This window comes from Pseudomonas sp. GW821-FHT04C07 (assembly GCF_059420325.1).
Map to the genome: position 1 here is coordinate 13,923 of NZ_JBWKTM010000012.1, position 21,206 is coordinate 35,128.

Sequence of the window (21,206 nt, forward strand, 5' to 3'; positions counted from 1 at the left end):
GCAATCAAACGTCGACCGCCTGCTCCAGTTTCCGGCAAGCCTGCCGATACACCCCCAATAGACCCATTCATGCTCTAAAGGGAGTGAACAGCATGTACCGTTGGTTAGCCCGGAACCTTGGAAATGTGAGTGTCAATCGCAAACTCGGCGCAGGCTTCGGCCTGGTACTTCTGTTGACGCTGCTGATCACCGTGACTGGCTGGACTGGCCTGAGTGGGGTGATCAGTCGTGGCGACAAGCTCGGCTACATCTCCAGCCTGAACGAACTGACCAAGGACCTGCGTATTGCCCGCCTGGACTATGAAATGCGCCGTGGCGAACAAGGCCCGGCGGCGGTCAACGATCTGCTGGGCAAGCTCGACGAAGGCCTGCAAAGCGCCCTCAAGGTGATCATAAAGCCGACAAATGTGGCGATGCTCAACCAGCAGATCGAAGCCGTCAGCGAGTACAGGCACGCTTTTGCCGACCTGATCCAGGCCACCGCCAATCGCGAAGCGGCCCGCGCCCGGCTCGGCGCCACCGCCGACAACGCCGCGGCCCGCGTGGCGGAAGTCGAAAAATCCCTGCTGCAGGGTGACAGCGTTGCTCAATTCAACAGCGTGGTAGACCTGAGCAAGCTGATTCAGCAGGCACGCTTCCAGGTGCGCGGTTACACCTACAGTGGCAAGGCCGACGCCGAACAACCGGCGCTGGACGCCATCGACAACGCCCTGAAAAACCTCGAAAGCCTGCCGGGGAAACTGCCGGAACAGCACACCGCCAACCTGCAACAGGCCACCGACTCGCTCATCGGCTACCGCGCCGCCGTCAGCCAGTTTCGCGACTCCCAAGTGGCCAGCGCCGACGCCCTCAAGCGCATGGCCGCGCAAGGCGAGCGCCTGATGGAGCTGAGCAAGCAACTGACCAGCTCTCAAAACCTGGTACGTGATGCCGAAGCCGCACAGGCCAAGAACACCCTGCTCCTGGTGACTGTGCTGGCGTTGGTGTTCGGCCTGATTGCCGCCTGGGCTATCACCCGCCAGATCGTCATTCCGTTAAACCAGACGCTGAAAATCGCCGAGCACGTTGCGGCCGGCGACCTGACCCACAACCTCACATCCGAGCGCCGCGACGAACTGGGCCAGCTGCAACGGGCCATGCAAAGCATGACCATGGGCCTTCGGGATCTGATCGGCGGCATCAGCGATGGCGTGACGCAGATCGCCAGCGCCGCCGAGCAGCTGTCAGCCGTTACCGAACAGACCAGCGCCGGGGTCAACAGCCAGAAAGTCGAAACCGATCAGGTTGCCACCGCAATGCACGAAATGACCGCCACCGTGCAGGAAGTCGCGCGCAACGCCGAAGAGGCCTCAGAAGCTGCCGTCGCCGCCGACCAACAGGCCCGTGAAGGCGATAAAGTGGTGGGCGAGGCGATCGCTCAAATCGAACGCCTGGCAACCGAGGTCGGCAACTCCACTGAAGCAATGAGCCATCTCAAGCGCGAAAGCGACAAAATCGGCAGTGTGCTCGACGTGATCAAGTCGGTGGCACAACAGACTAACCTGCTGGCCCTCAACGCTGCCATCGAAGCCGCCCGCGCCGGTGAAGCAGGACGTGGCTTCGCCGTGGTGGCCGATGAAGTGCGCAGCCTCGCCCAGCGCACCCAGAAGTCCACCGAAGAAATCGAAGAGCTGATCGTCGGTCTGCAAAGCGGCACCCAGCAAGTCGCCAACATCATGGACAACAGCCGCAGCCTGACCGACAGCAGCGTCGAACTGACCCGACGCGCGGGGAGTTCGCTGACAAACATCACCCGCACCGTGTCAGCGATTCAGGCGATGAACCAGCAGATCGCCGCCGCTGCCGAGCAACAAAGCGCCGTGGCCGAAGAGATCAACCGCAGCGTGCTGAACGTGCGCGATGTCTCGGAACAGACCTCGGCCGCCAGTGAAGAGACCGCTGCTTCCAGCGTTGAGCTGGCTCGCTTGGGGACTCATCTGCAGATGTTGGTCGGGCGGTTCAGGACCTGATGAACGAGCTGCTGTCACCACTACCTGGCAGTTCTGCCAGGTAGACATCGTTTTCTCGTCGGTAGAAGCTGGATCAATAGCCTGGCCACCTGAAGACGATCAATGCCCAACTCACATGACAGCTTATTAATCCGCTACCAATACGATGCGCTTGATCGGTTGGTAAGTTGCACCCCCAGCGGTCAGTCTCGTGTAGATCGCCTCTATCAAAAAGACCGATTAATTACAGAAATTCAAGGTCCCGTACAACGTCAGATATTTCAATGCGCAGACATGTTATTGGCGGAACTGCAGCAGGAGGAGGAAACCAGGCGCACTTCGTTACTAATGACCGATAAACAACGCTCGGTGTTACAAACTACCGATAGCAAGTCCGCCTATACGCCTTACGGTCATCGTCCGGTTGAAGGGGGATTAGCCAGCCTTCTGAGTTTCAATGGCGAGCGTCCTGACCCGGTTACTGGCCATTATTTATTGGGGAACGGACACCGGGCGTTCAATCCGGTACTTATGCGTTTTAACAGTCTGGATAGTTTGAGTCCCTTTGGAAAAGGCGGCTTGAATGGCTATGCGTATTGCCAGGGAGATCCCGTTAATCGTATCGATCCCACAGGAAAATATTGGCAGGGATGGACATGGTTTGGGATGGGTGTTGCGGATTTCGTGGGCAGTTACCTGCTCCCCCACCTACCCAGGGTGGCGCCATTGCAACGGGCAGCACAGCGGATCCCGGTAGTCGGACGCACTGGCTTTGGGCAGGCCTCCAAGGGAATAGCAACAATAAGCGGGCTTGCTGCGACGGTACTTTTTCCGGTCATGACCGCCTTTGAAATTAAAAACCCTGAATCATCGGCAAATGATCGATTCATGCTCGCTATGGCAGCGCTTTCGGCAGTTGCTTTTATCAGTGGTGCCGGCGTCGTCCTGCACAAACTTGCCCGACCATCGCGTGTCGCCCATATGGGAACGCAGACTTCAATCTCGCGAGTAGCCCAGACGGGAACGCAGACTTCATCCCCGCACCGGGCACGTTCAACGTCTCTACCCAATATCAGGCATAACTTGGGGTGAATCTCCCGTCCCGATTACGAGCTTTCATAAATTCGATTGGTGGCTGAATTTTGATTCGCGTGGCTCCAGGTCCGGATCGGGAGTAGTTCAAAACTCCACCTCGATCCGAAGAAACAGCCGCTAAGAAACCCTTAGGAGACGTTCATTATCAGTCTGAAGAAGATGACAGAACCTGCATGTCACCCAAAGGTTAAGCGCGTGACATGGATCTACAACACCTGTCGCAAAAACGCCTGAGCCCGCAAATCCTTCGGCAAAGCAAAGAACTCCTCAGGCGGGGAATCTTCCAGCAGTTTGCCGTGGTCGAAGAACAGCACCCGATCTGCCACTTCCCGCGCGAAGCCCATTTCGTGGGTCACGCAGACCATGGTCATGCCTTCCAGGGCCAGGGTTTTCATTACGTCGAGGACTTCGCCGACCATTTCCGGGTCGAGCGCCGAGGTTGGCTCATCGAACAACATCACCTTGGGCTCCATGGCCAACGCCCGGGCTATCGCCACGCGTTGTTGCTGGCCGCCGGAAAGGCGTGACGGAAATTCGTTGGCCTTCTGCGCGATGCCGACCTTTTCCAGCAACACCCGAGCCTTGGCCTCGCGCTCTTGCTTGCCGCGCTTGCGCACGACTTTCTGCGCAAGGCAAAGGTTTTCCAGCACGGTCATATGCGGGAACAGGTTGAAATGCTGGAAGACCATGCCGACTTCACGGCGGTAGGCGTTGACGTCGGTTTTCGGGTTGGACAGTTCCAGGCCGTCGATGCTGACGGAGCCCGAGTCGAACGCCTCCAGACCGTTCAGGCAGCGCAGGAAGGTCGATTTGCCGGAGCCGGACGGGCCAATCACCACCAGCACTTCGCCCTTGGCCACTCGGGTGGTGACGCTATCCACCGCGCGGACCACTTGCCCACGGGTGTCGAAGACTTTAACCAGATCGCGGACTTCAATCACTTTGCGCGAGCCTCCGCTCAAGCCGGCTGGCGACTTTCGACAGCGGCAGGTTGATCAACAAATACAGGCCCGCCACGCAGAACAGAATCTCAAATGGCGAGAACGAGGTCGTGATAACTTCCCGACCGCTTTTGAGCAGCTCGGTAATGGCGATCACCGACACCAGCGAGGTGTCCTTGACCAGACTGATGAACTGCCCGGCCAGCGGCGGCAGAACGCGTTTGAAGGCCTGCGGCAAGACCACATGGCGCATCGACTGACCAGCGCTCAAACCCAGCGAACGTGCGGCTTCATTCTGGCCACGGGCAATCGACTGTACGCCCGAACGGACGATTTCAGCCACATAGGCGCCGGTGAACAGCGACAACGCCGCAATTGCGGCGAACTCGCGGGAGAGGTTCAGCACCGTACCGATGAAGAAGTAGAAGATGAATACCTGCACCAGCAACGGCGTACCGCGCACCAGTTCGACATAAATCGTCGACAGATCGCGCAGGGTCGGGTTGTTCGACAGCCGGCAGAGGCCGGTAGCCAGGCCGATCAACAGCCCAAGCAGACCTGAGACCAGCGAAAGCCACAAAGTGGTCCACAAGCCCCACAGCAGCGGCCCGGCCGTCCAATGGCGGGTGACACCAATCACGTCGCCTTCGGCCACGTCATCGCCGCGGGCGAATTGCAGGCTGTTGTCGTCGACGGTCAGCTGCTGTTCTTCACCTGCGTCGTTGCGCAGGGTGACTTGAGCCTTGTCGCCTGTACGCACCAGTTCGCTGACGGTGGAGATGTCCGCCGCCCGCCGGGGCTCTTCGGCGTGGTAGGCGAAGTATTGCGGTACGCGGTTCCAGCGCCATTCATAGGACATCAGCGAGGTGGCATAGTACAACGCGCCGGCCAGGCCGATCAGCACCAGCACGGTCAATACGTGCCAGGGCCATTGGGCTTTTTTCTGTTTCATTCTGAGACTCGACTCTGATTGATCGTTCCCACGCTGCATGGGAACACCGCTCAGGACGCTCAGCGTCCTTTCGCAGGCGTGACGCGGAGCGTCACAGGATGCATTCCCACGCAAAAGCGTGGGAACGATCATCGACTGGGTGTTATTCCATATCCTTGAGCCAGGCGGTCTCTTTGAACCACTTGTCATGGATGCGATCGTAAGTGCCGTCTTCGTGGATCTGGTGCAGGAAGTTGTTGATGAAGTTGATGCTGTCGTAATCACCCTTCTTCAGACCGAAGGCCAGCGGCTCGTAGGTGAACGGCTTATCGAGGAATACCAGTTTGCCGTTACCGACTTTGCTCACCGCGACAACGTTGTAAGGCGCGTCGTAAATGAAGGCGTCAGCCTTGCCGTTGACCACGTCGAGTACCGCTTCTTGCTCGTTGTCGTAGCCGTGGTATTTGGCTTGGGAGATCAGCTTCCTGGCGACCAATTCGCCAGTAGTGCCCAGCTTGGAGGTGATGCGGTAGTCGGCAGTGTTCAGGTCTTTATAGGACTTGATGGTGCCTTCCAGCTCCTTGCGGATCAGCAGGGTCTGGCCAACCACGATGAAGGGTTCGCTGAAGTTCAGGCGCAGATTGCGTTCCTGGGTCAGGGTCATGCCGCTGCCGATCATGTCGAACTTGTCGGTCAGCAGGGCCGGGATGATGCCGTCATAGCCGGTGGAAACCATCTCCAGCTTGACTCCCATGGCCTTGGCCATGGCTTTGAGCAGGTCGACCTCGAAGCCGATGATCTCGCCGCGCTTGTTAGTCATTTCGAACGGCATGTAAGTCGGGTCCATGCCGACTTTCAGCGTGCCGCGCTTGACCGCGTCATCGATGGCACCGGCATGAGCGGCGTTGACTGACACCATTGCCGTGACGCCAAGCAGCAGCATCGATAGATACTTCTTCATCATCAAGTCCCCTGAACCCTTTTTTTGAGGCGCGCAAAAAGCAGATTTTCGTTAGAAAACCGGCAGATACGAACAATAAGCTGTCCGGGCGCACCAATTCGGGGAGCGATCCTAACTCACTCGTTTGTTTGCACAAGGGTTTAAGGAGGATTTGTTGTCGCAGGTTGGCAGAAACAGGAAAGACGCGGGAAGAGATGCTGAGCGCAATGATCGTTGCCGCCTGTGACGCTCCGCGTCACCTCAAGAGCGGACGCGGAGCGTCCGGTGAGGCGTTCCCACGCGGGAGCGTGGGAACGATCAAGATTGCGCCCATGCTGGGCGCACAACAAAAAACCCCGCTTCTTCTCAGGAGCGGGGCTTTTCATCAGGCCGGCTGCACTTCAGCAGACAGCGGTTTCAACGGTAGCAACGGAGCATGCGGATCGGCTTCGATCGACTGGCGCCAGGCGCCAAGCCATTCGGCATGACCTTCGCTCCAGACCTGCTCATGCAAGCGAGCCAACGCAACCGGATCGCTGAGCAGCGCCACACGCTCGTTATTATTGAGCGCCGCAGGGCCGGCTTTCAGCGCGTGACGCACTCGCTCGATACGCAACCACTCGATCGGCTCGGCCTGACCGTGACGGGCAGTGGCCAGGGCGCAAGCCAGGGCATTCTGCTGCGGGTCGACCACTGCCCGAACAAAGCCGTCGTTCAGCGCATGCCAACGGTTTTCGTGGGTGTACCGATCAGTCGCCAGCAAGGCCTGTGGCGGTGCGTATTCCTCAGGGATGAGGAACAGGCTTTCATCACGGGACTTGAGGCCCAACTTGACCCGGCTGGAAATCACCGAGACCGGAATCGACAGCATCAGCGAACCGACAATCGGCACCAGCCACCAGAGGAAGCTTGGGTTTAGCCAAACCACCAGCAATGCCCAGAAAAAGCCCAGCAAGGTTTGCGGACCATGACGGCGCACCGCTTCGCTCCACGGCGTGGAATCGTCGTCACGTTGCGGGGAGTTCCAGGTCGCAGCCCAACCGAGGAACGCGGCGAGAACAAAGCGAGTGTGGAAAATCATCCGCACCGGTGCCAACAGCATGGAGAACAGCATCTCCAACAGCATCGACAGGGTGACCTTGAACTTGCCACCGAACTCTTTCGCGCCCTTGGCCCAGATCAGGATGATGCTCAGCAACTTCGGCAGAAACAGCAGCACGATCGTCGTCGAGAACAGCGCGACGGCCTTGTCCGGGTGCCATTGCGGCCACAGCGGATAGAGCTGTCGAGGCTCCATGAAGTACTGCGGTTCCATCAGCGTGTTGACCGCCAGCAAGGCCGTCGAGAGCACCAGGAAGAAAAACCACAACGGCGCCGACAGGTACGACATCACGCCGGTCAGGAACACCGCACGGTGCACCGGGTGCATGCCCTTGACCAGGAACAGCCGGAAGTTCATCAGGTTGCCGTGACACCAGCGACGATCACGCTTGAGTTCGTCCAGCAGGTTCGGCGGCAGTTCTTCATAACTGCCGGGCAAGTCGTAGGCAATCCATACGCCCCAGCCGGCACGGCGCATCAGCGCAGCTTCGACGAAGTCGTGAGAGAGGATCGCACCCGCGAACGCGCCTTTACCGGGCAATGGCGCCAGGGCGCAATGCTCGATGAACGGTTTCATGCGGATGATTGCGTTGTGCCCCCAGTAGTGGGACTCACCCAACTGCCAGAAGTGCAGGCCAGCGGTAAACAGCGGGCCATAAACGCGGGTCGCGAACTGCTGCATGCGTGCATACAGCGTGTCCATGCCCGAAGCACGCGGCGCGGTCTGAATAATCCCGGCGTCCGGCGTGGCTTCCATCAAGCGCACCAGGCTGGTCAGGCATTCGCCACTCATTACGCTGTCGGCGTCGAGCACCACCATGTACTTGTAATCACCGCCCCAACGACGGCAGAAGTCGTCGAGGTTGCCGCTCTTGCGTTTGACCCGACGGCGACGGCGGCGATAGAAGATCCGCCCGAAGCCTTTGGCTTCGCGGCAGACGTCTAGCCAGGCCTGCTGTTCGGCAACGCAGATGTCGCTGTCGTTACTGTCGCTGAGGACGAAGAAGTCGAAGCGATCCAGGTCACCAGTCGCTGCAACCGACTCGAAAGTCGCTCGCAAACCGGCAAATACACGCGGCACATCTTCATTGCAGATCGGCATGACCAGCGCGGTGCGGGCTTCTTTGGGAATCGGCTCGTCACCAGCACTGGCGCCGGATATACGGTATTTGTCATGCCCGGTGAGCAACTCGAGGAAGCCCATCAGTGCAGTCCAGAAACCCGCCGATACCCAGCAGAACAGAATCCCGAACAGAACCAGGATGCTGGTTTGCAGCGCGTACGGCAGCACTTGGGTGGCGGTTTGGATAAGCGGTTGATGCAAGACTTCGTTCAGATCGACGAATGACCAGCCTTGGTACGGCATGATGCCTTTCATGTACCAGCCGGCGACGATGGTCTGGCCGAGCATCAGTGTCAGCAAAATGTAGCGACGGATCGAACCCACCGTGCGCCAGCGGGCAGCCGGCAACACACGCTCGTCGATCTTGGGTGCCGGCGGGTTGGTGCGCCCGGTCAGACGACGCCAGACGCGCACCAGAATATTGGTGCGCCACGGCTCCGGTACGACCTTGGTCCGGCGAATCGGCGGAGTCGCCTTGAGGCACACCCGACCGCTGGCGTCGACCGCCAACATCTCGGCCTCCTCCAGTTCTTGCGCGGAATTCAAGGTCAAGCGGCGACCCACCGAGGCTTGTGCAGCCCCGGCAGGCGCGTCGAAAGTCGAGGACGACAGACGTTCATGCAACTCGGTGAATGATTTGCAGCCCGCAAGTTCCGCGCGCTGCGCATCGTTCATCGGCAGGTGCGCCAGGTACTCGGCAAGTGTCTCTGGTTGTATTTGAGAATTACTCATCGGCAGGCAACTGGTAGCTCCAGGTCTCGGTCAAGACTTGTTCGGTTTTTACCGATTCCGGTGTGGCAGGGGCCGCTTCGGCAGCCGCTGGCTGCTTGGCGTCTTTTTCTTTCTTCTCGACTTTCTCTTGTTGTCTGGCGGCGATTTTGTCGGCCTTGGCAACGGAAGAGTTAGCCGTCGCAGCCGAAGCCTTGACCGGCTCGGCAGCCACGATGTTCTTGACCAGAGCGGCGCGCATTTCAGTGGACTTGTTCGGGTCCTTGATTTTCATGCGCAAGGTCAGGCGCCAGCCTTGGGTCTCCGGGTTGTAGCGAACGCTGTTTTCCACCAGCTCGGCATTATCGCCGACGCTGACCTGACTGCGAACCGGTGCATCTTCAGGCAGAGCCTTGAGGGTCGGGCCGACGAAGTCCACCAGATAAGCGACGCTGCCGTCTGGCTGACGGATCAGGTTGGACTGCTTCACGTCACCGGTAGAGCGCAGGGTCTGCTGGACCCAGGCACTGTCGGCCGAGTGCAATGCAGCTTCGTCGATGGTCCAGTGCAGACGGTAGGCGAAGTCCAGCGGCTGGCCTGGCTCAGGCAGCTTTTCCGGGCTCCAGAAAGCAACGATGTTGTCGTTGGTTTCGTCCGCGGTCGGAATTTCGACCAGGTCAACAGTGCCTTTGCCCCAGTCGCCTTTTGGCTCGATCCAGGCACTTGGGCGCTTGTCGTAGCGGTCATCGAGGTCTTCGTAGTGGCTGAAGTCACGGCCACGTTGCAGCAAGCCAAAACCACGCGGGTTCTCAACCGAGAAATTGCTCACGGCCAGATGTTTCGGGTTGTTCAGTGGACGCCAGATCCATTCACCATTACCGGCATGGATCGACAGACCGCTGGAGTCGTGCAGTTCGCGACGATAGTTAAGTACTTTCGACGGCTGGTTGGCACCGAACAGGTACATGCTGGTCAGCGGCGCAACACCGAGCTTGGTGACCTTGTCACGCAGGAACATCTGCGCCTTGACGTCGACGATAGTGTCGCTGCCCGGACGCAGGATCAGCCGGTAGGCACCGGTCGCGCGAGGCGAATCCAGCAGGGCGTAGATCACCAGGTGCTTGTCGGTCGGCTTGGGCTGCTGAATCCAGAACTCGGTGAAGCGCGGGAACTCTTCACCGGACGGCAGCGCAGTGTCGATGGCCATGCCGCGGGCGGACAAGCCGTAGGTGTGCCCTTTACCGACGACGCGGAAGTAACTCGCGCCGAGCATGGTCATGATTTCGTCTTGCTTTTCGGCCTTGTTGATCGGATACAGCACACGGAAACCGGCATAACCCAGTTGCTCGGTGGCCTTTGGATCGACTTTGACGTCGCCGAAATCGAAACGACTCGAGTCGTACTTGATCTCTTCGACGGAGTTGGCGCCGATTTCGTTGATTTTCACCGGCGTATCGAAGTGCATGCCCTGGTGATAGAACGACAGCTTGAACGGGGTTTTCTGATCGGCCCATTCGGCTTTTTCGGTGCGGAAACGTATTTTCTGGTAATCCGCGAATTTCATTTCCCGAAATTCGTTCGGCAGGTTACTGCGCGGGGCTTCGTACTTCTGCCCGGCCAGCTCTTTGGCCTTGGCCGATACATCATCCAGATTGAATGCCCAAAGCTGGCCGGCGCTGAGCAGGCAAAGCAGTGCAGAGCCCGTCATCAGTGCGTTACGTAACCGTTTGGCAGACAATTTTGGTGCATTACAGGGACTAACAATCACGAGCAACCCTCGCCGAAAACAGATCAAAAAACCAACGGCCAGACCAGGTGGCCTGTGTGGTCAGTCTCGTTTGCCTATTTCGGCGCCAGGAATCCAGATACTGCGTTGCTGCTCCTCGCCATAGCGGGCTATGACTGGTCGCAACGCCTTGTCTCTGACTCCCTGACATCCGAAATATTGCTAACAAACTAACCGTACAAGCCACTCATGCCAGGTTGGCGAGCATTATTCCGACTCCGCAGGGGCGAAATGATTCCCCAAACGGTCCAGGACAAGTCTCTACCTAAGTCAAAATGGACCAACGAACGCTGATCCCCGTAGCGCGCGATTATCTAGTAGGCCGCGTTACAACGCATCAGGGGTAACAAAGTATTTATCGCGAAAAACCCCTGTTTTCGGCCAAAAAGAGCTTAAAGAGATATTTCAAGCGCTTTCAGGTCTGTAACAGGAAGGTTACCGGGCCATCATTGACCAAATGCACCTGCATGTCTGCGCCAAATCTTCCCGATGCCACATTGCTATGCAATTGTTGCGCCTTGGCTAATAAATAGCCAAAAAGCTCTTCTCCCAATGCCGGAGAGGCCGCGGTAGAAAAGCTCGGGCGCAAACCGTTTTTGGTATCGGCAGCCAGGGTGAACTGCGACACCAGCAGCAAACCGCCGCCGACATCGGCCAACGACAAGTTCATCTTGCCCTCGGCATCACTGAACACCCGATAGTTGAGCAGCTTATGCAGCAATTTGTCGGCGCTGGCCCGGGTATCCTCGGGTTCGACCGCCACCAGCACCAGCAAACCCTGGTCGACCGCGCCAACGATTTCCCCCGCCACTTCGACTCGCGCACCACGCACGCGCTGGAGCAGGCCCTTCATGCTTCTTCAGGCGGCAGGTCGAGCAAGCGACGGGCCATTTTGTTGGCCGCGCGCACCAGCGCATCGGTAATTCCCGATTCGGATGCCGCGTGACCGGCATCGCGAATGATCAGCAATTCGCTGTTCGGCCAGGCTTGATGCAGTTCCCAGGCGTTATCCAACGGACAGATCACATCGTAGCGGCCATGGACGATCACACCCGGCAAGTGAGCGATCTTCTGCATGTCGCGGATCAACTGGTTGGGCTCAAGGAAGGCATTGTTAGTGAAATAGTGGCACTCGATCCGGGCAATCGACAGCGCGCGCTGCGGTTCGGAAAAGCGCTCGACTACCATCGGGTTGGGACGCAAGGTTGCAGTACGACCTTCCCATGTCGACCAGGCTTTGGCCGCGTGCATCTGGGCGATCTGGTCATTGCCGGTCAGACGTTTATGGAAAGCGCCGAGCAGGTCGTCGCGCTCATCCAATGGAATCGGCGCCAGGTAGTCTTGCCAGTAATCCGGGAACATGCGGCTGGCACCGGCCTGGTAGAACCATTCGATTTCCTGCGGACGGCAGAGAAAGATCCCGCGCAGAATCAGCCCGTGGACCCGCTCCGGATGAGTTTGCGCGTAAGCCAGCGCCAGGGTCGAGCCCCAGGAGCCTCCGAACAACACCCATTTTTCGATACCTAAATGCTGGCGAATCCGCTCAAGGTCAGCGACCAGATCCCAGGTAGTGTTGTTTTCAAGGCTGGCGTGAGGTGTCGAACGACCGCAACCGCGCTGATCGAAGGTGACGATGCGATACAGGTTCGGGTCGAAAAAACAACGGCTTTGCGCATCGCATCCGGCCCCTGGCCCGCCGTGGATGAACACCACCGGCAAACCTTCCGGTGAACCACTTTCGTCGACATACAGTACATGTGGCTTATCGACGGCCAGATCGTGCCGGGCGTAGGGTTTGATCTGCGGGTACAAAGTCTGCATTGCGCACTCCGTATGGGGTCGAGGTCATCCCTGGGGGGACTTCTATTATTCTGCCGTCCGGCATCATAAACCCGAATTGTGCAATGAGCATGTCCTTGGAGAAATTGGGGGGGGTGTTTGACTCGACCGATCGTTCCCACGCAGAGCGTGGGAACGATCTTTCAAATCTATCCGCGGTAGTGCTTCTGCCCCCAATCCAGCAATCCTTGCAACAATTGCTTGAGCACCACCTGAGTCGGCACGGCCAGATCAGGGCGGTAGCGGAACGGCTCGACCTCTTCCATATAAGTGCACTGCGCCAGCTCCAGTTGCACGGCATGGATGTTTTCGGCCGGGTTACCGTAATGCCTTGTGATATGCCCACCCTTGAAGCGCCCGTTGAGCACATGGCTGTAGTCCGGATGCCGGGCGCAGATGGCTGCCAGTTGCGTAGCCAACTGTGGATCGCAACTGGCGCCATTGAAGGTGCCAAGGTTGAAGTCCGGCAGTTGCCCTTCGAACAAATGCGGGATCACTGAGCGGATCGAGTGCGCATCAAACAACAGTGCATAACCGAACTCGGCTTTCAGCCGCGCCAGCTCTTGTTGCAAGGTGCTGTGATACGGCGTCCAGACCTGCTCAAGATAACGCGCACGTTCCTCGGCGGACGGCTCAAGTCCTTCGCGGAACAATGGCACGCCGTCGAACAGCGTCGCCGGATACAAACCGGTGGTAGCGCCGACATACAAAGGCTTGTCGTCGGAAGGCCGGTTCAGGTCGATAACGAACCGTGAGTACTCGGCGGCCAGGGTGCTGGCGCCCAACTCTTGCGCGAACTGGTAGAGCTGCGGGATATGCCAGTCGGTATCCGGCAGGCTTTGCGCCTCGGGAATCAGCCCGGCTTCTACTGCCGGGCTCAGACGCACGCCAGCATGGGGCATGCTGATCAGCAACGGCACTCGGCCTTGTTTGAAGTTCAGAACCTTATCCACTGCCATTCTCCTAAAACGTGACTTCAACGCCGTGACGCACGACGCGTTTATCCAGGTCACCGCCCAGCCAATACGCCAGGTCTGCCGGACGATCGATCTGCCAAGCGACGAAATCCGCCACTTTGCCGACTTCCAGCGAGCCATGGGTCTGATCCATGCCCAGCGCAGTGGCCGCATGAATGGTCGCACCCGCCAGAGCCTCTTCCGGGGTCATGCGAAAGCACGTGCAAGCCATGTTCAGCATCAGCCGCACCGACAGCGCCGGCGAGGTGCCGGGGTTGAGGTCGCTGGCGATGGCGATTTTCACGCCGTGTTTGCGCAAGGCGTCCATCGGCGGCAGCCGGGTTTCGCGCAGGAAGTAGAACGCTCCCGGCAACAGCACTGCGACAGTGCCAGACTTGGCCATGGCGATGGCGTCGTCTTCGGTCATGAACTCCAGATGGTCAGCCGACAACGCGTGATAGCGCGCCGCCAGGCTCGACCCATGCAGGGAGGACAACTGCTCGGCATGCAATTTCACCGGCAAACCGAGGTTCTGCGCGGCGATGAACACCCGCTCGACCTGTTCCGGCGAAAACGCCAGGTATTCGCAAAACGCGTCAACCGCATCCACCAACCCTTCGGCGGCGAGCGCCGGAAGCATTTCGCTGCAGATGTGCTCGATGTAATCGTCGGCACGGTCCGCATATTCCGGTGGCAAGGCGTGGGCAGCCAGACAGGTGCTGCGCACACTGACCGGCAATTGGGCACCGAGACGGCGGATCACCCGCAGGATCTTGCGCTCACTGGCCAGATCCAGGCCATAGCCGGACTTGATCTCGACACTGGTGACGCCGTCGCGCAGCAAGCTCTTCAAGCGTTTATGCGCGCTGGCGAACAATTCATCCTCGCTGGCCGCCCGGGTCGCACGCACGGTGCTGGCAATGCCACCGCCAGCGGCGGCGATTTCGGCATAGCTAACGCCTTGCAAGCGCTGCTCGAACTCGCCGCTGCGATTGCCACCGAACACTGTGTGGGTGTGGCAGTCGATCAGACCCGGCGTGACCCAGGCACCCGCGAGGTCATGCACCTCGGGGTATTCACCGGCCGGCAGTTCACTGCGCGGGCCGATCCACTCTATGTGCGCTCCTGACGTCACGATGGCGGCATCCTCGATGATCGAGTAGTTACCCTGCGCCATGCTTGCGACGTGGCAGTGTTGCCAGAGAGTTTTCATCCCAGGCCTCCGTTAGGTTATCGATGAGACAAAGAAAGGTCGTTGGAAACCTGTACCGCCTGCCCTGCGGCTGGCTTGACCCACAACAGGTAGGCCAGTACCAGCAGGGCAATCCACACCAGGCCGACGATCAAGGCTGCCTGAGTATCCGGGAAGTAGCCAAGCACACCGAATATAAACGCCATGAAGACGATCGCCGCCATCGGCGCATACGGCCAGAACGGCACCGGGAACTTCAGTTGTGCGACTTCAGCCGGGCTCATGGAGCGACGCATTGCCACCTGAGTGACCAGAATCATCAACCAGACCCAGACCGTGGCAAAGGTCGCAATCGAGGCGATCAGCATGAACACGTTTTCCGGAATCAGGTAGTTCAGCAGCACACCACCGAGCAAGGCTGCGCTCATAACCACCACCGTCATCCATGGCACGCCATGGCGCGACAACTGGCCAAAGCCCTTCGGCGCCTGACCTTGCTGGGCCAGACCGTACATCATGCGGCCCGCACCAAAGATGTCACTGTTGATGGCCGAGACCGCCGACGAGATCACCACGATATTGAGGATAGTTGCGGCCGAGCTGATCCCCAGATGGTCAAAAATCTGCACGAACGGACTGCCCTGGCTACCGATCTGCTGCCATGGGTAGATCGCCATCAGCACGAACATGGTCAGCACGTAGAACAGCAGAATCCGCAAGGGAACGGCGTTGATCGCCTTTGGCAGGACATGCTGCGGGTCTTTCGCTTCACCGGCGGTCACGCCGATGATTTCGATGCCGCCGAACGCAAACATCACCACCGCGAACGAAGCGATCAAGCCGCCGACACCGTTGGGCATAAAGCCGCCCTGGGTCCAGAGATTGCTGATTCCCGTGATCTGCGAGCTCGGCGAGCTGCTGATGCCGAACACAATAATGCCGAGTCCGCCGAGGATCATCGCGATGATGGCGCCGACTTTGAGCAGCGACAGCCAGAACTCCATTTCACCGAAGACTTTGACGTTGCACAGGTTCAGCCCGCCGATCAGGAACACAATGCCGAGCACCCAGATCCAGCGCGCGACTTCCGGAAACCAGAAGCCCATGTAGATGCCGAAGGCCGTTACGTCGGCAAGCCCGACGATGACCATTTCAAACGCGTAGGTCCAACCGAGAATAAAGCCCGCCATCGGCCCCAGGTAAGTACTGGCGTACTGACCGAAAGAACCGGAAACAGGGTTATGCACGGCCATCTCACCGAGGGCGCGCATGACCATGAACACCGCCGCGCCACCAATCAGGTACGCCAGCAATACCGCAGGACCGGCCATTTGAATGGCCGAGGCAGAACCGTAAAAAAGCCCGGTGCCGATTGCCGACCCCAGCGCCATGAAACGAATATGGCGAGCCGATAGCCCGCGTTTCAAGCCTTTTGCTTGCTGCTGCATTTCTCGTCCTTAATTGTTTTTGTCGGAAAAGATCGTTCCCACGCTCCTGCGTGGGAATGCCTCATTGGACGCTCTGCGTCCGCTCTTGTGACGCAGAGCATCACGGGCTGCATTCCCACGCAGAGCGTGGGAACAATCAGCACCATCAGAGGCTAGGCAGCAATTTCGCCAACACCAGCTCGTTCAGGCAACGGCTCGCCAACAACTCGCTCGCAGCGTTGATGTCCGGAGCGAAGAAACGGTCTTTCTCGTAGAACGGTACTTTGCTGCGCAGGATGCCACGGGCTTCTTCAAGTTTGCTCGACGTCTTCAGACCGTCGCGCAGGTCCAGGCCCTGGCAAGCGGCGAGCCATTCCACAGCGAGGACGCCACGGGTGTTCTCGGCCATTTCCCAGAGACGTTTACCGGCGGCAGGCGCCATGGAAACGTGGTCTTCCTGGTTGGCCGAAGTCGGCAGGCTGTCGACCGAGTGCGGGTGCGCCAGTGCTTTGTTTTCGCTGGCCAATGCCGCAGCAGTCACCTGAGCGATCATGAAGCCGGAGTTAACCCCGCCGTTGGCCACCAGGAACGGCGGCAATTGCGACATGTGCTTGTCCATCATCAGCGAGATGCGGCGTTCGCTCAGCGAGCCGATTTCAGCGATAGCCAGCGCTATGTTGTCAGCGGCCATGGCCACTGGCTCAGCGTGGAAGTTACCACCGGAAATCACGTCGCCTTCAGCAGCGAACACCAACGGGTTATCCGACACTGCGTTGGATTCGATGCTCAGCACTTCGGCAGCCTGACGGAACTGGGTCAGGCAGGCGCCCATGACTTGTGGCTGACAGCGCAGGGAGTACGGGTCCTGAACTTTTTCGCAATTCTGGTGGGAGTCGGAGACTTCGCTGCGCTCACCCAGCAGGTCGCGATAAGCGGCAGCCGCGTCGATTTGACCGCGTTGACCGCGAGCGTCGTGAATCCGTGCATCGAACGGCGAGCGCGAGCCCAGCACTGCTTCGACGCTCAAGCCGCCACAAGCCACTGCCGCAGCAAACAGATCTTCGCCTTCGAACAGGCCGCGCAGTGCGTAGGCGGTGGACACCTGGGTACCGTTGAGCAGCGCCAGACCTTCTTTGGCTGCCAAAGTCAGCGGTTGCAGACCGGCTTGCTTCAAGGCGCTCACAGCGTCCAGCCATTCACCTTTGTAGCGCGCCTTGCCTTCGCCCAGCAGCACCAACGACATATGGGCCAGTGGCGCCAGGTCGCCGGAAGCACCGACCGAACCTTTGAGAGGAATATGCGGGTACACCTCGGCGTTGATCAGTGCGATCAGCGCATCGATCACCTTGCGACGGATCCCGGAGAAACCACGGCTCAGGCTGTTGACCTTGAGGACCATGATCAGTCGCACCAGCGCGTCGCTGATTGGCACGCCCACACCGGCAGCGTGAGACAGCACCAGGGAGCGCTGGAGGTTTTCCAGGTCTTCGCTGGCGATGCGGGTTGAAGCCAGCAGACCGAAACCGGTGTTGATGCCGTAGGCGGTGCGGTTTTCGGCGAGGATTTGTTCCACGCAGGCGACGCTGGCTTCGATCTGCGCCGAGGCGCTTTCGTCAAGGCTGATAGTTACTGGCTGCTGATAGACAGCACGCAGTTGGGCAAGGGTCAGTTGACCTGGAATAAGGTTTAGCGCATTCATATTTATGCTCCTTTTGAGAGTTTTATTAACTAGCCAGTCGCTCCGGATGATTCCGTTGTCCGTCGCTGCCCACTTTTTGAGGGGGTGGCGCCTTGGCACGCTGGCTTTTGTGGAAATCGGTTTCAGTGCAGGTTCGGTAAAGCGGTTTGCAGCAACATCGGGTCTTTCAAAACGCTTGCGGCGCTGGCGATATCCGGCGCCAGCCAGCGGTCCTGGTCATAGGCCGGAACGCGCTCACGCAACAGTCTCCACGCGACGTCAGTGCCGGCACCGAAGCGTTGCTCCTTGAGAAATTCGAAGGCCTGGGCGGCCAGCAGATATTCGATAGCGAGAATCTGCGTGCAGTTTTCCAGCGCCCGATGCAGCTTCAGTGCTGCGTTGGTGCCCATGCTCAGATGGTCTTCCTGCAGGCCCGAGGTGACGTAGTTGTCGAGTACTGCCGGTTGCGCCAACTGGCGATTTTCTGCGCACAGGGAAGCCGCAACGTACTGGACGATCATCATCCCGGAGTTCACGCCGGGGTTAGCCACCAGGAATGCCGGCAAACCACTCACGTGCGGGTTGATCAAACGGTCGAGGCGACGCTCGGCAATCGAGCCGATTTCCGCCATGGCAATCGCCAGCAGGTCAGCAGCCAAAGCCACCGACTGGCCGTGCGGGTTGGCCTGGGACATCACCCGGAAGTTGTCCGCAGTGCCCAGCAGCATCGGGTTATCGGTGACGGAATTGAGTTCAATTTCGACCTGACGGGTGGCGTGGTCCAGCTGATCCCGCGCCGCGCCGTGCACCTGCGGAATCGAGCGGATGCTCAATGCGTCCTGGGTGCGAATGCCCTTGCTGCTGGCAATCACTTCACTGCCATCGAGCAGGCTGCGCAGGTTGATACCGACCTGCTGCATGCCCGGGTGCGGCTTGAGGGCGATGATTTCGGCGTCGAACGCGGCGATCTGCCCGCGCTGGGCCTCAAAGCTCATGGCGCCGATCACATCGGCCCACTGCACCAGTCGGGTGGCGTCGGCAATCGCCAGGCAGCTCAGGCCGGTCATGCACGGCGTGCCGTTGACCAGGCACAGACCGTCCTTGGCACCCAGTTGCACAGGTTTCAGAGCTTCTTCGGCCAGGGCCTGCTGCGCGGAAACGATCTGCCCGCGATAGCTGACCTGGCCGACACCCAGCAGGGCGATACCGATGTGGGCCATATGGGTCAGGTAGCCCACCGAACCCTGGGACGGCACTTGCGGGGTGATACCGCGGTTGAGCAAAGCCAGCAGCGCTTCGACCACTTGCCGATGCACGCCGGATTTGCCATGGCTGTAGTTGATGATCGCCGCGCACATGATCGCCCGGGTCTGTTCGTCGGCCAGAGGCGCACCGACGCCGCAGGCATGACTGAGCAGGGTATTGCGCGACAGCTGGCTCAGTTGTTCGCCTTGCAAGGATACGTTGCACAGCGCACCCAGGCCGGTATTGACGCCATAGGCACGCTCGCCGCTGACGACGATGCGCTGGACGATGGCTTGAGCGTTCTCGATCCGCGCCCAGGTGCCAGCCGACAACTCAAGCACCGCGCCACCACGTGCGACCGCAACCACATCCTGCCAACGCAACGGGGCATCGGCGATAACGATTTTTTCAGCCTGGGACATCTTCAACCTCACCGTACAAACCTGAATTTTTGTGCAGCCTTTGCGACGCTATCGCGAGCAAGCTCGCTCCCACAGGGGTTATGTGAACACTGAAAATCCAATGTGGGAGCAAGCTTGCTCGCGATGAGGCCAACAAACTCACTGCAAATCTCTTAAACCACCGCTGCCCGTCGCTGAACGAAACGATCGACGTATTCATCCGCTGGAGAGTGCAGGATCTCTTTCGGCGTGCCGACCTGGATCAACCGGCCATCCTTGAGGATCGCAATGCGGTTGCCGATGCGCACGGCTTCGTCGAGGTCGTGGGTGATGAACACGATGGTCTTGTGCAAAGTCTTTTGCAGCTCGAGCAACTGGTCCTGCATTTCGGCGCGAATCAGCGGATCGAGTGCACTGAAGGCTTCGTCCATCAGGATGATGTCGGTGTCCGCCGCCAAGGCGCGGGCCAGGCCCACACGCTGACGCATACCGCCGGACAGCTGATGCGGGTATTTGTTTTCGTAGCCCTTGAGGCCCACGGTGTTGATCCAGTGCAGCGCGCGCTCGGCACACACTTGCCTGGTTTCACCGCGTACTTTCAGGCCGTAGGCGACGTTATCCAGCACGCTCTTGTGCGGCAGCAGACCGAAGCTCTGGAACACCATGCTGATCTTGTGCCGACGGAATTCGCGCAGGGCTTCCATGTCGTATTGCAGAATGTCCACGCCGTCCACCAGAATCGCGCCGCTGGTGGGATCGATCAGGCGATTGAAGTGCCGCACCAAGGTCGATTTACCGGAGCCGGACAGGCCCATGATCACGAAGATCTCGCCGGTGCCGATGCTCAGCGACAGGTTGTTGACCCCGACCACGCAGCCGGTTTCGGCCAGCACCTGGTCCTTGGTCTTGTTCTGGCGAATCATGTTCAGCGCGTCGGCCGAACGATTACCGAAAATCTTGAAGACGTTTTTGACTTCGATCTTGCTGATGGCTGCGCTACTCATTTGCTCACCTCATGCCGTGGCCGACCATAGGCCTGAGTAATGCGGTCGATGACCACTGCGAGAATCACGATCGCCAGGCCGGCTTCCAGGCCGCGTCCGACGTTGAGGGTCTGGATACCCACCAATACATCTTCACCCAGGCCACGGGCACCGATCATCGAGGCAATCACTACCATCGACAGGGCCATCATGGTGGTCTGGTTGATCCCGGCCATGATGCTCGGCAGGGCCAACGGCAGTTGCACACCAAACAGTTGCTGCCAGCGGTTGGCGCCGAAGGCGTTGATCGCTTCCATCACTTCGCCGTCGACCTGACGGATACCCAGATCGGTCAGACGAATCAGCGGCGGTGCGGCGTAGATCACCGTGGCGAAAATCGCCGGAACCTTGCCCAGACCGAAGAGCATCAGCACCGGGATCAGGTACACGAAGCTCGGCATGGTCTGCATGATGTCCAGCATCGGCATCAGCACCGAACGCAGACGGTTGCTGCGCGCCGACAGAATGCCCAACGGAACGCCAATCAACACCGAGATGACCGTTGCCACCAGCATCAGCGCCAGGGTTTGCATCAGCTTGTCCCAAAGGCCGACAGCGCCCACCAGGAACAGCAAGCCAACGATGACCGCGGTGGTTACCAGTTTACGAGTCGCGTGCCAGGCAACGCCCGCCACGATCGCCAGCATCAACCACCACGGCGCCGCACGCAGCAGGCCTTCGAGGTTGACGATGGCCCAGAGCAGGGTGTCGGAGATGTGCCGGAACACATCACCATAGTTGGTGACCAGCGAATCGACCCAACCGTTGACCCAGTCGGCGATGGAAAAGGTAAAGCTTTCGGGAAACATAAG

16 protein-coding genes and 1 pseudogene are annotated in these 21,206 nt (G+C 59.2%); 3 read left to right on the forward strand and 14 right to left on the reverse strand.

From position 1 onward, the window contains the following. Window positions 1-92: 92 nt before the first annotated feature. The 3 genes and pseudogenes from AC07UI_RS21000 to AC07UI_RS21010 all read left to right on the forward strand — a co-directional run. A pseudogene (locus tag AC07UI_RS21000) lies at window positions 93-1,154 on the forward strand (methyl-accepting chemotaxis protein); the annotation flags it as partial. Between the two features lie 141 nt (window positions 1,155-1,295). Next, on the forward strand, window positions 1,296-2,009 hold the full coding sequence (locus AC07UI_RS21005; RefSeq protein WP_494994482.1) for a methyl-accepting chemotaxis protein: 714 nt from the start codon (window positions 1,296-1,298) through the stop codon (window positions 2,007-2,009). Between the two features lie 102 nt (window positions 2,010-2,111). After that, window positions 2,112-3,080, forward strand: coding sequence for an RHS repeat-associated core domain-containing protein (locus AC07UI_RS21010; RefSeq protein ID WP_494994312.1), 969 nt, complete (start codon window positions 2,112-2,114; stop codon window positions 3,078-3,080). 209 nt (window positions 3,081-3,289) lie between these two features. Here the strand turns inward: AC07UI_RS21010 and AC07UI_RS21015 are convergent, their stop codons facing one another. From AC07UI_RS21015 to AC07UI_RS21080, 14 genes are all read right to left on the reverse strand, one after another. Continuing rightward, window positions 3,290-4,024, reverse strand: coding sequence for an amino acid ABC transporter ATP-binding protein (locus AC07UI_RS21015; RefSeq protein WP_494994313.1), 735 nt, complete (start codon window positions 4,022-4,024; stop codon window positions 3,290-3,292). Beyond that, complete coding sequence (locus tag AC07UI_RS21020) at window positions 4,017-4,976, reverse strand: amino acid ABC transporter permease (RefSeq protein WP_494994314.1); 960 nt, start codon at window positions 4,974-4,976, stop codon at window positions 4,017-4,019. The genes AC07UI_RS21015 and AC07UI_RS21020 overlap by 8 nt, the downstream gene beginning before the upstream one ends. 142 nt (window positions 4,977-5,118) lie before the next feature. Next, window positions 5,119-5,916 carry a transporter substrate-binding domain-containing protein gene (locus AC07UI_RS21025; RefSeq protein ID WP_494994315.1) on the reverse strand — a complete coding sequence of 266 codons (798 nt, stop codon included), beginning with the start codon at window positions 5,914-5,916 and terminating at the stop codon, window positions 5,119-5,121. Window positions 5,917-6,280: 364 nt separating this feature from the next. After that, window positions 6,281-8,851 (reverse strand): glucans biosynthesis glucosyltransferase MdoH, encoded by a 2,571-nt coding sequence (gene mdoH / locus AC07UI_RS21030; protein WP_494994316.1) that lies wholly within the window; start codon window positions 8,849-8,851, stop codon window positions 6,281-6,283. Continuing rightward, a complete protein-coding gene (locus AC07UI_RS21035) occupies window positions 8,844-10,595 on the reverse strand; it encodes a glucan biosynthesis protein G (protein ID WP_494994317.1) in 1,752 nt (583 codons plus the stop codon). The genes mdoH and AC07UI_RS21035 overlap by 8 nt, the downstream gene beginning before the upstream one ends. 433 nt (window positions 10,596-11,028) lie before the next feature. Then, the gene (gene dtd, locus AC07UI_RS21040) at window positions 11,029-11,466 is read right to left on the reverse strand and encodes a D-aminoacyl-tRNA deacylase (protein ID WP_494994318.1); all 438 of its coding nucleotides are present in this window, start codon (window positions 11,464-11,466) and stop codon (window positions 11,029-11,031) included. Beyond that, complete coding sequence (gene pip / locus AC07UI_RS21045; RefSeq protein WP_494994319.1) at window positions 11,463-12,434, reverse strand: prolyl aminopeptidase; 972 nt, start codon at window positions 12,432-12,434, stop codon at window positions 11,463-11,465. Before pip ends, dtd begins: the two co-directional genes overlap by 4 nt. 167 nt (window positions 12,435-12,601) lie before the next feature. Further along, entirely contained in the window at window positions 12,602-13,405 is an 804-nt protein-coding gene (hutG, locus tag AC07UI_RS21050; RefSeq protein WP_494994320.1) for an N-formylglutamate deformylase, read from the reverse strand. A gap of 10 nt (window positions 13,406-13,415) precedes the next feature. Beyond that, the gene (gene hutI / locus AC07UI_RS21055) at window positions 13,416-14,621 is read right to left on the reverse strand and encodes an imidazolonepropionase (protein WP_494994321.1); all 1,206 of its coding nucleotides are present in this window, start codon (window positions 14,619-14,621) and stop codon (window positions 13,416-13,418) included. A 17-nt stretch (window positions 14,622-14,638) separates the two neighbouring features. After that, window positions 14,639-16,048, reverse strand: a complete 1,410-nt coding sequence (locus tag AC07UI_RS21060; RefSeq protein ID WP_494994322.1) for an amino acid permease — start codon at window positions 16,046-16,048, stop codon at window positions 14,639-14,641. A gap of 145 nt (window positions 16,049-16,193) precedes the next feature. Beyond that, window positions 16,194-17,726: a histidine ammonia-lyase gene (hutH, locus tag AC07UI_RS21065; RefSeq protein ID WP_494994323.1), complete on the reverse strand. Its 1,533-nt coding sequence runs from the start codon at window positions 17,724-17,726 to the stop codon at window positions 16,194-16,196. A gap of 122 nt (window positions 17,727-17,848) precedes the next feature. Further along, window positions 17,849-19,372: a histidine ammonia-lyase gene (hutH, locus tag AC07UI_RS21070; protein ID WP_494994324.1), complete on the reverse strand. Its 1,524-nt coding sequence runs from the start codon at window positions 19,370-19,372 to the stop codon at window positions 17,849-17,851. A gap of 152 nt (window positions 19,373-19,524) precedes the next feature. After that, window positions 19,525-20,355 (reverse strand): quaternary amine ABC transporter ATP-binding protein, encoded by an 831-nt coding sequence (locus AC07UI_RS21075; protein WP_494994325.1) that lies wholly within the window; start codon window positions 20,353-20,355, stop codon window positions 19,525-19,527. Continuing rightward, window positions 20,352-21,203, reverse strand: a complete 852-nt coding sequence (locus AC07UI_RS21080; RefSeq protein WP_494994326.1) for an ABC transporter permease — start codon at window positions 21,201-21,203, stop codon at window positions 20,352-20,354. Before AC07UI_RS21080 ends, AC07UI_RS21075 begins: the two co-directional genes overlap by 4 nt. Window positions 21,204-21,206 lie beyond the last annotated feature (3 nt).